Source organism: Pantoea sp. Ap-967, assembly GCF_011752565.1.
Taxonomy (GTDB): Bacteria; Pseudomonadota; Gammaproteobacteria; order Pseudomonadales; family Pseudomonadaceae; genus Aquipseudomonas.
In genome coordinates this window covers 42,935-55,918 of record NZ_VWXK01000038.1, presented here as the reverse complement: position 1 = coordinate 55,918, position 12,984 = coordinate 42,935, and the positions used below count along the sequence as shown (strand labels likewise).

9 protein-coding genes are annotated in these 12,984 nt (G+C 55.8%); 2 read left to right on the top strand and 7 right to left on the bottom strand.

Annotation, left to right across the window (positions count from 1 at the left end):
- Window positions 1-287: 287 nt before the first annotated feature.
- From F3J45_RS26495 to F3J45_RS26485, 3 genes are read right to left on the bottom strand one after another with little or no spacing between them, the layout of a single operon-like run.
- Window positions 288-1,610: a cytochrome c gene (locus tag F3J45_RS26495; protein ID WP_167070067.1), complete on the bottom strand. Its 1,323-nt coding sequence runs from the start codon at window positions 1,608-1,610 to the stop codon at window positions 288-290.
- An 11-nt stretch (window positions 1,611-1,621) separates the two neighbouring features.
- Window positions 1,622-3,391, bottom strand: a complete 1,770-nt coding sequence (locus tag F3J45_RS26490; protein ID WP_167070065.1) for a GMC family oxidoreductase — start codon at window positions 3,389-3,391, stop codon at window positions 1,622-1,624.
- 36 nt (window positions 3,392-3,427) lie between these two features.
- Complete coding sequence (locus F3J45_RS26485) at window positions 3,428-4,147, bottom strand: gluconate 2-dehydrogenase subunit 3 family protein (RefSeq protein WP_167070063.1); 720 nt, start codon at window positions 4,145-4,147, stop codon at window positions 3,428-3,430.
- Window positions 4,148-4,692: 545 nt separating this feature from the next.
- Here F3J45_RS26485 and F3J45_RS26480 point away from each other — a divergent pair.
- Complete coding sequence (locus F3J45_RS26480; protein ID WP_167070061.1) at window positions 4,693-5,508, top strand: helix-turn-helix transcriptional regulator; 816 nt, start codon at window positions 4,693-4,695, stop codon at window positions 5,506-5,508.
- A 40-nt stretch (window positions 5,509-5,548) separates the two neighbouring features.
- On the opposite strand, the gene F3J45_RS26475 is transcribed toward F3J45_RS26480, so the two are convergent.
- The gene (locus F3J45_RS26475) at window positions 5,549-7,465 is read right to left on the bottom strand and encodes a tyrosine-protein phosphatase (protein ID WP_167070059.1); all 1,917 of its coding nucleotides are present in this window, start codon (window positions 7,463-7,465) and stop codon (window positions 5,549-5,551) included.
- Window positions 7,466-7,703: 238 nt separating this feature from the next.
- Window positions 7,704-8,522: a carbon-nitrogen hydrolase family protein gene (locus F3J45_RS26470; RefSeq protein WP_167070057.1), complete on the bottom strand. Its 819-nt coding sequence runs from the start codon at window positions 8,520-8,522 to the stop codon at window positions 7,704-7,706.
- A gap of 436 nt (window positions 8,523-8,958) precedes the next feature.
- Between F3J45_RS26470 and F3J45_RS26465 the strand changes: the two genes are divergently transcribed.
- Complete coding sequence (locus F3J45_RS26465) at window positions 8,959-10,344, top strand: OprD family outer membrane porin (protein WP_167070054.1); 1,386 nt, start codon at window positions 8,959-8,961, stop codon at window positions 10,342-10,344.
- 88 nt (window positions 10,345-10,432) lie between these two features.
- Here the strand turns inward: F3J45_RS26465 and F3J45_RS26460 are convergent, their stop codons facing one another.
- A complete protein-coding gene (locus F3J45_RS26460) occupies window positions 10,433-11,773 on the bottom strand; it encodes an MFS transporter (RefSeq protein WP_167070052.1) in 1,341 nt (446 codons plus the stop codon).
- The gene (locus F3J45_RS26455) at window positions 11,770-12,543 is read right to left on the bottom strand and encodes an HpcH/HpaI aldolase/citrate lyase family protein (protein ID WP_167070050.1); all 774 of its coding nucleotides are present in this window, start codon (window positions 12,541-12,543) and stop codon (window positions 11,770-11,772) included. The genes F3J45_RS26460 and F3J45_RS26455 overlap by 4 nt, the downstream gene beginning before the upstream one ends.
- Window positions 12,544-12,984 lie beyond the last annotated feature (441 nt).

Sequence of the window (12,984 nt, the reverse complement as noted above, 5' to 3'; positions counted from 1 at the left end):
TCAGTGTGTTTTCACACAGCCTGCGAAGGCCCTTTTTCGACAACTTACAGACTTCCGTAAAATTCTGTAAGCCTATATTTGGAGCGGGAAACGAGACTCGCATCGGGCCTGCGAGCCGTTGAAATCTAAGGGTTTTCAGTCATCCCTGAAACAGGGATAGCCTTGATTCTGGACTTAAACTTCAACAATGGCAAATGCCAAAAGTTGGCAACCTTCACTGCGATCAGCAACCCTCGATCATCCAGCGCAATGTGCTGCCGAACTTGGCGGGGGGCATGCGGACGGAATCAGTGCTTCGCCTCAAGGGTTGAACGAATTTTGCGCACCTGCTCCGCCGTTACTGCCGAGGCCACATTCGACCAGCCTTGGCGCAGGAAGGTTGCCAACTCGGCCACTTCGGCGTCATCCATGCGCTCGGCAAAGCCCGGCATCGGCAGCACCGAAGGCGCGCGCTCGGTCGACGGCGTCGCCGCCCCTGCGAGGATCACGTGCAGCAGTGCATCGGCATTGGCCGCGTTGACCACCGAGGCGCCGTCCAGGCGCGGGAACACGCGCTCTGCACCCTGCCCGGAAACGAAGTGGCAGGCACCGCAGTTGTCGATGTACAGCCGCTCGCCCAGGGTCAGGCCCTTGGCCGCCGTCAGCTTGGCGGTGGTCGCCGCGCTGCGTTCGGCCTGCTGCTGGTAGCCTGGGCCTTTGGCCGGTGCCAGCGACTTGAGGTACGCGGCCATGGCCTGCAGGTCGGCATCGCTCATGTGCGAGGTGCTGTTGGCGATCACATCGGTCATCTCGCCAGCCACCGAGGCCTTGGCGTTGCGGCCACTGCCCAGGTATTCGACCAGCTCTTGCTCGCTCCAGTGCGGCATCCCGCGCAGGGCCGGCACGTTCCAGCCGTTCAGTTCGGCACCGGTAAGGTAGCCGCTGGCCGACTCGTCCAGGCCTTTTTCCTGCATCGTCAGGGCCCGAGGCGTGTGGCACGAACCGCAGTGGCCAAGGCCTTGCACCAGGTAGGCGCCGCGGTCGATGCGGCTACCACCGGCGCTGGTCACGCTCGCCTGCGGGGCCGGCGAGAACAACGCGCGCCAGTAGGCCAGCGGCATGCGGATCGACAGCGGCCAAGGGATGTCGTTGGCCTTGTTCGGCTGCTCGACCGGCGCAACGCCCTGCATGAAGTAGGCATACAACGCCTGGGTGTCTTCATCGCTGACCTTGGCATAGGACGGGAACGGCATCGCCGGGTACAGCGCGCTACCGTCGTGGCCGATGCCGCGGCGCACCGCGCGCTCGAACTCGCCGTAGGTCCAGTTGCCGATACCGGTCTGCTTGTCCGGGGTGATGTTGGTCGAGTAGATAGTACCGATCGGCGAGGCGATGCCCAGCCCGCCCGCGAACGGCTTGCCGCCGTCGTGGCTGGTGTGGCAGGCCACGCAGTCACCGGCGCGGGCCAGGTAGGCGCCTTTCTCGATCAACGCCGGGGTCACCGTCTGGGCCAGCTGCGCAGACGCATCGCCCGAGCGATTGAGCAAGCCTGCGACGATCCACGCCAGCACAGCGGCCAGCACGGCGATGCCCAGCACCACCGAGAGCAGGGAGCGGGATGTGTTTTTCATGTTCTCGCTCCTCACGCCTGCACCAGCGGGCCAGGGTTTTTCAGGTACTGATCCTTGATGGCCTGGGCCGCGAACAGGGTCAGGGCGCCAATCATCGAGGTCGGGTTGGCCTGGAAGTTCTGCGGGAAGGCGTTGCCGCCCGGCACGAACACGTTGTGTACGTCCCAGCTCTGCAGGTAACGGTTGAGCGCGCTGGTTTGCGGCGAATCACCCATGATCGCGCCACCGACGTTGTGGGTGGACACGTACTTGGTGATGTCCCAGTGCGAGTCCATGCCCAGGAAGCTTTCGCTGTAGCTGTCCGGGTTGAGCTCCTGGGTGATGTTCAGCACGATCTTGCGCAGGTGTTGCTGCAGCTTGAGCTCGTTCTCCTTCCAGTCGAAGGTGATGCGCAGCAGCGGCTGGCCCCATGGGTCCTTGTAGGTCGGGTCGAGGTCGACATAATGGTCGCGGTACGACATGCAGCCGGTGGAAATGCTGATCTTCATCGAATGGCCGTACCAGTCCTGCATGCCCTCTTTCCAGCCCTGGCCCCATTCCGGCGTGCCGGACGGCAGCGCAGTGCCGATCGGTGTGCCGGTGGCTTGCGAGCTGTGGATCTTGGCGCCGCCGATGAAACCCAGCGACGGGCCATCGTAGTTGCCGGGAGACACATCGTTGAACATCTGCCCGGTGGCGCCGGCGGTGGCGAACGGGTTGAAGTGCTTGTCCTTGAAGAACAGCGTGGCGCCGCCGTTGCTGAGGAACGCGTAGTTGCGGCCGATGGTGCCCTCGCGGGTGATCGGGTTGTACGGTTTGCCGATGCCAGAGAGCAGCATCAGGCGCACGTTGACGAATTGGAACGCCGCCAGCACGACGATCTTGGCCGGCTGGAACACTTCATTGCCCTGCCCGTCGACGTAGGTGATGCCCTTGGCGGTCTTGCCGTCGGCGTGCAGCTCCACGCGCAGCACGTTGGCGTTGACCCGGTAATCGAAGTTGTCCATGCGCTTGAGCGCATCGAGCACCGCCGTCTGCGGCGAGGCCTTGGAGAAGTTCAGGCACGGGTACTTGCTGCAGTAGCCGCAGTAGTTGCACGGCGCGATCTGGTTGCCGTACGGGTTTTTCCAGGCCCGCGAGACGTTGGCCGACGGGTTGGGGAACGGGTGGTAACCGAGCTTGCGCGCGGCGTCGGCGAACATCTTGTTGTTCAGCGTATCTTCCAGCGCCGGCAGCGGGTACGGGTTGGAGCGCGGGCCTTCGAATGGGTCACCGCCCACCAGGATCTGCCCGTTGAGGTTGCCGGTATTGCCCGACAGGCCGCAGATCTTGTCGAACTTGTCGAGGTACGGCTCGATCTCGTCCCAGGTGAACGGGAAGTCGCCGATGGTCATGTCGCTCTGCAAAATGCCCGGGGCATAGGCCTGGTCGGCGTAGGTCTTGAGCTTGATGTCGGTCGGCGTCGGTCGGATCAGTACGCCGGTCCAGTGCAGGCCCGAACCGCCGACGCCGGTGCCGGGCACGAAAGCGCCCCACTGGCGGGTCGGCAAGGCGGTGCCATTGAGGTTATGGCGCACGGTGAGGGCGCCGTCCTTGGGCGTGACCATGATCTTGTTGCGTACGCCGTAGGCATACTGGTCAGCCGGTTTGGGGTAGGCGAAGTCGGCGTTGGTGCGGTCTTCACCGCGCTCGAAGGCGCGTACTTTCAAGCCTGCCTGGGCAAGCTCGATGCTCATCAGCGAGCCGGCCCAGCCCAGGCCGACAACGGCGACGTCGACTTCGTCATTGGTAATGTGTGGCATAAAAAACCTTGAATGCTGTATCGCGTAGCGAAGGGATCAACCGCGTTGGCCAGTCAGGCTGACGGGGCCCAGGGGGTACGGGACATTGTGCTGGGCGACCCATTCCAGGTAGCTGGCCCGGGCACCGGGGAAGCCGATGGCGATCCACGCCTTCATGCCCTTGTTGCCGCCGTAGATCGGGTCGGCCAGCCAGCCCTGGCGGCTGTGGTTGAGCAGTTCGCCGAAGAACAGCTTGGCCTTGAGCACACGTTCGCCATGGGCGGCGAAGTCGACCTGGCCGGCTTGCAGTTTTTTCAACGCCTCTTCGCGCAGGCCCAGTTCCAGCAATGCGAAATGCTGGCCATAGGTGGCCTGGCACCAGCTTTCCAGCGCGGCGATGCCTTTGCGGTAAACCTGCTGCGGGGTGTACGGCAGTTGGTAGCCCAGGGTGGCCGGGGCATTCAGGTCGAACGGGCCTTCCAGGTAGATCTCGCTGCCCAGGTCACCGGCCAGTTGCTGGTCGATGAAGATCGGCACGTTGGTTTCCAGCGCGCCGGGGCCACGGCCATCGGCGGGGATCAGGCGATCGCAGGCGGCGAGGATGAAAGTCCATTCGGCCGGGGTGAAAAAGCACGGGGTGTAGCTGTCGAGGCTCGGCGCCGCTATTTCCGCCGCCATTGCGGCACTCAGGCCGTTGACGGTGATACCCATCGCGGGCAAGGCGATCAGCGACGAAAGCAGGAACTTCCTTCGCGAGGTGTGTTTGGTTAACAACATGCAGGTCTACCTATGACTAATCACTCAGACCCGTGAAATGCTGGCGACGGCGGGCTTGAGGCCTGCTCTTCTGCGACGACGGGGGCGTACGGCAAACCACTCGATGTCATATACATGACAGTCATCGTATCTCACGGAGCACAAATGGTAGCAGGCTATCGATTAGGTAACAAATCGTTTTCCCAAGATTGTCAACCGCACAATTGTCGCAGCGACTACACTGCCCTTCAGCGGCCCCACTTGCTCCCCTTAGTGCAGCATTTTGAACTCACATGAGCCTTTCCCAATCCTATCGCTGTCATGTTCATCACTTAACATTGCAGGGTTGGGCGACTGACGAACGTACTACCGCTTAGGCCGATATGGTATGTGATGGAACGGTTAGAACAGTGACTGAAAAATTTCAACTTGAGAGACTCGTTTTCAACTCAGCTACGTTGGGTGAGAAGCAATTTAGCTCTGAGGTCTTACGAAGATCGCTAACGGCAGATGATAGAAGACATGTACACGTTGAGTCTGAGTTCCTGTCCGGGGTATACGGTCGTATGGGAGGATTCAGCTTTCGTCATGTCGAATATCGAGATTGGCAAGGTAAATCAAACCTCAGCAGCGACGAATTCACATTTCTTTTCCCTGATCGCGGCGTGATACTCATGAACAATATCACTGGAACGCCAGGGCTGGCCATTTCAACCCGCAAGTCAGATATCACTGCAGTCCAGTATCACCACAACCACCGTCATTTAGGTTGCTCTATAAGCGAGCGTGTCATTTCAGAGCGATTATCCATCTTGCTCGAGAAGCCTGCCATGGACACAATCCATTTCGAGCAGATTGTAAACCTAGACAAACTTAAATTGACTGCAATAAAGTCAATGATCACATTTGCCACAGGGCTGGAACTGGCCGACCTCATTAACTCAAACGCATTCACCCCTGCTCGAGTGAAAGAAATGCTGGTAGATTCAATTCTTCTGTCATGGCCCAATAATTACTGCGCAGCGCTGAACAGGCCGACAAAAGCGCCTTCTCCCCGGCACGTAAAAATTGCCACCGAGTATATACGGGAAAATTTCAGAAAATGTATAACAGGCGAGGAGCTGGCCAGACTATCAAATGTCAGCCTGAGATCACTTCAGATGGGCTTCAAACAATTTGAAGGGTTAACCATTATTGCCTACCAACGAAAAGTGAGGCTGGAGCACGCGCACCAGCTATTAAGCTCTGGCACTGTCTCCAGCGTCAATGATGTGGCGTTGATGTTGGGATTTGGCAGTTCCGGACGATTCTGCCAATACTTTAGGCAGGCCTATGGCGTTACGCCTGCGGAGTTGCAAAAGCGCTTCAACTTTAGCCACTGAAGCCGTGAAGTTGTGAACACGCGCGAATACCCCTGATCCCTCAGAAGTCGTAACCGACCTTCAGACTTCCTGCCAAGCCATCGGTCCTCCCCGCTTTGACCGCCGTCACCTCTGCCGCGAAGGTGAGCTGCTTCAGGTTTGCAGACACATTAAGAGCGGCTGAAAATTGATCCTTGCTGTTGAAAGCGGCTCGCTGCCTGACCGTCAACCCTTCAACACTTCCACTACTGTTGACGTCGTGTCCATCAAGGTCGCGAGTGTATCGCACGCGCCCACCGGGTGAGACACGCCAACCACCTGACAGCTCTATAGGAGCCAGTGAAATGTTTAGGTTGGCCAAAGCCGCCGTATTGGAGCCCTGGGTCTCGTCTACATCTAGAGCAAGTTCGCTTCCGCTTTCGTTGAATTTGGCAAGTTCCAGCTGGCTGTAGCGAACGCCCAAGCTCGGCTCGACGGTGACGTTTTTAGTTTGGGCACGGTAGCCCAGATCCAAACCGGCTCCAGTCAGGCTACCATGCGTTTCCCCCTTCGCTGTGCCCAAGCCCATGGTCAGGTCACGGCTACTGTCGTAGTCGACATAACCAGCCAATCCGTGTACCGACATAAAGAGCCCTTTTTCCAGCCCATCAGGTGCGAAACGCGTGCCGACCGACAGGAAGGTAGTGTTGTTGGAGGAATGACCGTCTGCAGCATTGACACCTCCATGGACATAGCCAAAGCTTGCATACCCAGAAAGCATGTCATTGAAGTTCTGGGTCAGGCCGACCATCATGCCTTGGCTGTTGGTATCGCTACCCGCTGTATGATTCGAGCTGCCAGTGCGAGTCTGATCGGCGATACCAGTAGACCAGATGCGTCTCTGCCCTGTCCTCAAGCCAATGCCAGTGGTGAGCGGCTGTGCAGAATCTTGGATCAAACTGCCCTGCCTAAGCAGGTAGGACGCGGTATCGGCAAGGACTTGCCCTCCTATCTTCGACTCCACCCGATTGAGATTTCCCTGTTCAATGGAGGATTGCAGATAATAGTTGTATGCCGTGAAGGCGCCGGACAGACTTGAGTTCTGGAGTTCTTGAAGGAGCTTCGCTCCGGCAGCAGCGTTCCCCAACAACTCAGCCTGGCCTGGCAAACTGCTGAAATAAACCATTTTCCCTCGCAGGACATAAATGGTTTCCTTTGAAAGACCAAGCCCGCTCTCCAGATAACCCTCCATGCTGCCATACAGTGCGGCTGCTTCGTTGAGGCCCGCCTGCAGGTACTCTGGCCGCTGAACCATCAACGCCTGCCACATCGCGGCCTGGTCTGCCGGCAAGGAAGCAAGCAGTGCTGTCACACGATCAGATGTGTAAGCGTTCGTTGCCATATAGTTTTCTAAGATGGTTTCGGAGCTCACACCCGCGATGCTGAGCAAGACGGCGGTAGCCCATCCGGTGCGGTCCTTCCCCGAGGAGCAATGAAACAATGCGGCGCCATCGGTCAACGCCAACTCTTCAAAAAGGAGCTTAAACTGCTCCCGAGTACTGGCGTCGCTTACAAAGGCCCTGTTGGTGGCTTCCATCAGCTCGCCCGCTTCCTGAGCTGTGGTGATGTCGTATCCGTTGGGCAGCCCGAGCGCTCCACCCAGGATATCAATCTGAAAGTACTGGGCTCCACTTGGCAGGGCGTCAGGTGTAGCACTGACCTCCCAATCAGAACGCAAGTCAAAAACGGAGCTTATTCCCAGAGAATTCAGAACGATTAGATCATCAGCCGTGGGAGTTAACACATTAGAGCGATAGAAAACGCCTGCTCTCATGACACCGTCATTAGCCGTTGCATAGGCTTCAGTTGTGCCCGCAATGTCACGAAAGTTGTCCATGCCGGTCAGTCGTGGCGTATTCAACTCATAGGTGTCTGCTGCATGGGCGCTTGCGATGGAAAAGGCGACTACCGATACTGGAAAAACAATACGCTGATACAAGATAAGGCCTCCTGATTGGAGGCCTCACTATCATAGTGATTTAAGTTTCTTTTGTGACAAGTGCTCAGCCTACAAAATTTCTTGCGCATTTCGCACATGACTTTCGCTATTGGTATGTAAACGCTTTGTTCTCGTCTACCGCAAACTAAATCACGGGCCGCCAAAGCCAGAGGTCAGGGGCGGCCAGTGGATCGACGCCATACACGCACCCTTGGCAGGCGGCCATATGGCGCTGCAATTACAGCCCGAGTTTGTATACCTCAGGACAGCGGTTTGCGAGGGATGGAACCGAGGCACGAACTTCATCAATTCGATGCATAGGGAGGTCTACCACGGTGGTATTCACCCCATCCGGTGCTGTGGCAAGTACGGTACCCCACGGATCGATTACCATGCTGCGACCATACGAGACCGTCCCAGGAGCGTGGGCGCCCCACTGCCCTACGGCGACCACAAAGCACTGGTTTTCAATCGCGCGGGCACGCAGCAACACTTCCCAGTGATCCTTACCCGTGAACATGGTGAAGGCGGCTGGTACGAACATCACCTTTGCCCCCTTGAGGGCCTGAGCCCGGAAAAGCTCCGGGAAGCGGATGTCAAAGCAGATTGCGAGCCCGACAGGCACGTCATCGATGTGGGTGAACCCTACCTCAGAACCTGGCTTCACAATGGCCGACTCAAGGAAGTCTACCTGGCCGTCGATGAGGACATCGAACATGTGAACCTTGTTGTAATGGTAGTGAATCAAGCCGTCCGGGCTAATGACATAAGCTGTGTTCGAACAGCGCGTTTCGCCTTCTGAGCGGGTACGAATAGTTCCAGCGACGATCCAAATACCATGTTCCTTGGCCACGTGTGCAAATGCTGCCGGCGTTGCACCATCGAACTCCTCTGAGTTGCCGAGCACTCCGGAGATGGGCCCCATGTAATCAATACATTCGGGCAGAACAGCCACACGAGCGCCCTGTTTAACAGCGTTACCGATTTGCTCGATCGCTGAAGCGATATTCGCAACTTTATCCTGCTTTGAGTTCAACTGGCAAAGTGCAACTTTCAATTATTAGTCCTCCACTATTTTCCCTTCCCAGCACAATCCCTTTAGAGACGACCACGCTGGCATTCACCCATTGAACAAACAGATTTTGTGCCAGCATGGATTTACATTGACTGAGTGACGATTTATCGATTGCAAATCAGCATTTAGGCATGCACACCTCGAAAGCTGCCTCCCCTGCAAACGCCAAAAGCCATAAACACCAGCCACGCAACGATTAAAAACGACCGCCCAAACCAGTACTTTTGACCAACTTGGAACGCTCAACCGTCAAAGCCACAACTACCAACCTCACTGGTACACGGATTGTATCAATGACCCTCAGCGGAGCATTTTCTTGATTTGATCCGCCAGGTAACAACCACTTGTAGGAAATCTACACAGCAGCACACCGCGCAACCCGCTCAAAAATAATAATCATCACTTCCGGGAGGTTTTAATGCGCTTTGGTAAAGGCATTATTCAGGTTATGGAATGGGCGCTACCCATAGGCATTGCTGTTTCAGGCTCGGCGGCAAACGCAGGCTTCATTGAAGATGGCAAGGCCAGCCTTACTCTAAAAAACCTGTACTTTGACCAAGACTTTCACTCAGGAGATGCGGGCCCTTCTCGCCAAACCGACTGGGGACAGGGATTTCTCCTGGACTACTCATCCGGGCTCACAGATGGAGTCGTTGGCGTCGGCGTCGATGTCAAAGGCACCGCTGTATTCAAATTAGACTCCGGGGGAAGAACAGATAAGCCTGGACGCACTCGACAGCCTGGGGCGAGCTTCCCACTGAAGCATGATAATAGCTCTGTCGATGAGTTCAGCAGCTTGGGCGTAGCTGTCAAACTTGCCCTTGGAAAGTCGGTCATTAAAGCGGGAGAAATTACCCCGAACAACCCTGTGATCACCTCCAACATCGGACGGATTGCACCCCAGACCTACACAGGAACCGAAGCGACCTCTAGCGATCTGGATGGACTTAAACTGACCGTCGGCAGAGTGAACGCTGCGAAGAGCAGGATCAACAGTGGCCACAGCGGACTTTCTATCAATGGTGCGAACACCCAGCGCCCATCCAGCGCATCCCAAGACGGTGCACCTGCACGCTTCGTAAATGAGTTTATCTATGCTGGGGTTGAGTACCAAGCGTCTGAAAATCTCTCACTGCAGTACTATCATGCTCAACTGACAGATTTTTACAAACAAGACTTCCTAGGGTTGAAATACCTACTGAATCTTGGCCCAGGCCGCGTAAATTTTGATGCTAGACAGTATTTCAGCACTCCTGACGGGAAGAATGGAAAAGCATCAGGCCTGGCTGATGGCTATACGATTTCGGGGTTCTATGGCGAAGACAGCCCCTATATAACTAAGGGCAAGGTCGACAACCGGATGACCACCCTACGGCTCACCTATTCGTTTGGCACGCACACGGTTGGCCTCGGTTATCAAAAGCTAAATGGTAGAAGCGACCTGCCTTGGTTAAACCAGGGCAATGGAACCAACCAGTATACCTTCACATCGACACTCGCAGCCGCCTATACGCGTGCCGGTGAGCGAACCAGAGCCATCGACTACACTTACGACTTTTCGGGGCTGGGCATTCCTGGATTAAGAGCCAGCGCCATGTATTTCTATGGCGACCAGATAGCTACGAAACTCGGAAGCAGAAAAGAATTCGAGACAGACTATACCTTAAGCTACGTCATCCAAGACGGGCCACTTAAGGACTTGTCCTTTGTATGGCTCAACGCTCCTTATAGAACCAATCTTGAAACAGCCAGAGACTCTGACCAGAACCGCTTTATCATCTCATATACCATTCCATTGAAATGAAAAATGAGGTGGCCTGGACTCCCAAGCCACCTCACTTCAGCCTACACTTTAAAACTCCAGCTCATGAGCCCCACAACACACTTAACGATTAATTAAGTTGTGGACCCACTGCTACCTGGCCTACAAGATCTGCCTCTGGCTGATCAGGAATCGCAGTAATCCGACCAAGCACACATACGTAGCTGAGGATGCCGATCACTGCGACGCCCCCACAGGCGAGAAATGCAATGGAGAAACTCCCCGTCGCCTGGTAGATCAAGCCCGTCACAATCGGCGCGGCGATACCACAGAAGTTCGCAACACAGTTGACGATCCCGCCTAATGCAGCCACCTGCCCCTGAGGAGCAATCAAGGCAACGATGCTTGATGCGGTGGGTGCCGTGATTGCAAGGCCCGCAGCCCCTAGTGACAGAAACACCAGAGCCAACCAGACGGTGTCAGCGAAAGCCGCCCCGACTACGCACAACGAAAGCAGCATGCTGCCGATCAGCACATACTGACGAACCTTCGTGGAGTCCTTACCCCTGGAAATCAGCTTGTCAACCAACCAGCCGCCGATAATGAACTCTGCTGCAATCGCGAAGGCCCAGGGCAATGAGCTGTACATCCCACTAGAGAGTACGTTCAACCCAAGCTGCTTTTCGAGGTAGGCTGGCATCCAGGTGAGCAGTACATAGAAGCAGTAGGTGTAGCTCGCAAACCCGATCGCCAGCCCCCAGGTTTTGCGCTGAGAGAGGAGATATTTCACGCCTTTCAGACCGCTACCTGTCTCTGCTTTCTCTTCGGATTGCGCACCACCTTCCAAAATGTACCTATGCTCTTGCTCAGTAAGCCATCCCTTATCTTTCATTTCCTGAGGGCTGCGATAGAACATCCAGAAGACGATGCAATAGAACATGCTCATGACAAGCGACACATAAAATGCTGCATGCCAGCCGTAGTGAGAAACAGCGTATGCCATCATGGGGATACCAATCACCATCGACAGTTTGGATGCACCATCAAACATCGCCGTGCACATCCCACGCTCATTCTTTGGGAACCAGTACCCCGTGGCTTTCCAGGCAGCAGGTACTACCGGCGCCTCTGCAACCCCAAGAATAAGTCGTGCGACAATCAACAGCCCCAGCCCTCCCGCAAAGATGGTCAACAGCGTTGCAACACCCCACAGCAACGTGGCAATCCGCATTGCCCAACTGACACCGATCTTATCGATCAGCATTCCCATCGGAATTTGGAGGATTGCGTACGTCCATAAGAATGCCGAGAAGACAATGCCCATCTCAGCAGGGCTTAAATCCAGACTCTGCGCCAAAGGAGTAGCAGCAATTGAGAGGTTGACGCGATCAACATAGTTAACGAACGATCCCAGGCCTAGCAGCCCTCCGATCATCCACCGCTTCCGATGAATCGTCGAACCAGCAATCATTCCTGGCTGCCTCGCTCTGCCTCACGTACCACGCTCTGCATCTGATCCCAAGCCTGATTCAGTCCGGCTGAGATCGCGATATGCTCCATGGTCAGCAAAATAGTTGCTGCCCCCTTGTCCAGAGCAAAGCGTTTTTCAACCTCGCTCCACGCAGGGAAGATCCACGGCTTACCTGCCCGATTCGCGGCTTCGGCGATGATAGCCAGGTCGTCCCAATCGCCGGCGCTACGCTTGTACGACCCACGCTCGCGACGAAGGGACAGGTCGGTAGGCCCGATGAAGATGCCATCGACACAATCAAGGGCCAGGATTTTCTCCACCTCTGCAAAAGCCCCAGCGTCTTCGATCATGGGGAAGCACTTGGTTTTGATGTCCTGCTCTTTGAACCAGGCGTCATCGGCCATGCCGTAGTTCTGGGTTCGGCCCCCTGCAGAGCTACGATCTCCGAGTGGGGGGAATTTCGAGAACCCACAGACTTTCCGTGCATGCTCCTCGCCCTCAATGTGGGGAATGATCACGCCGTCAGCACCGAAGTCCAACCCTTGCTGGATGGCTTCACGGAACGGCCCCAGTACCTTGGCATATACCTTGAAGCCAAGCCATTTCAGGGCCGGTACGAAGCGCTCAAGATCAGCCAGGTCAAAATTGCCATGCTCAATATCTAGGACTGCAGTGCGGTATCCCACATTCTTGGCAATTTCACCAAGCGCCAGACTTGGAGTGGAGAACCAGACGGCGAGATCGAGATTTGTATTATTGATGTTGTTCATTTGCGCATCTCCTATATATGAGGCTTTTCAGCCCTACTAGAGAAGCACCGCACATGCCACTGCACGAACGAATTTGGATTTGCCCTTTTTCGGCCAAATATCAGGCACTATGCGGGCGCTGAGGCCGTGTACAACTCGAACGGAATGTGGTTTTTTCTTGAAAATCGCCTCGTCTATGCGCATCCTAAAAATGTGGACTCGCCAGCGTTAAATAGTCAGTTTGAGAAGTGCAGCCATTTAATCACGCACGATAGATGACCAGCGCACTGTTCCCACAGGTTACATGTGCCATGTGTATGTTTCAAATCGAACCATGGGCCACTAGCTCTCCGACACATGAGTTCTATCCTGATTTTTTTGGAACCATAGGGCCGAACACGGCATCGTTGGTTTCAAGTCAGTATCTATTTTTAAAAATACGACACAGGGGCTGCCAATCAA

Excerpts from the sequence above, each read along its gene's own strand:
- F3J45_RS26495 (WP_167070067.1), bottom strand. The coding sequence starts at position 1,610 with ATGAAAAACACATCCCGCTCCCTGCTCTCGGTGGTGCTGGGCATCGCC.
- F3J45_RS26490 (WP_167070065.1), bottom strand. The coding sequence starts at position 3,391 with ATGCCACACATTACCAATGACGAAGTCGACGTCGCCGTTGTCGGCCTG.
- F3J45_RS26485 (WP_167070063.1), bottom strand. The coding sequence starts at position 4,147 with ATGTTGTTAACCAAACACACCTCGCGAAGGAAGTTCCTGCTTTCGTCG.
- F3J45_RS26480 (WP_167070061.1), top strand. The coding sequence starts at position 4,693 with ATGGGAGGATTCAGCTTTCGTCATGTCGAATATCGAGATTGGCAAGGT.
- F3J45_RS26465 (WP_167070054.1), top strand. The coding sequence starts at position 8,959 with ATGCGCTTTGGTAAAGGCATTATTCAGGTTATGGAATGGGCGCTACCC.
- F3J45_RS26460 (WP_167070052.1), bottom strand. The coding sequence starts at position 11,773 with ATGATTGCTGGTTCGACGATTCATCGGAAGCGGTGGATGATCGGAGGG.
- F3J45_RS26455 (WP_167070050.1), bottom strand. The coding sequence starts at position 12,543 with ATGAACAACATCAATAATACAAATCTCGATCTCGCCGTCTGGTTCTCC.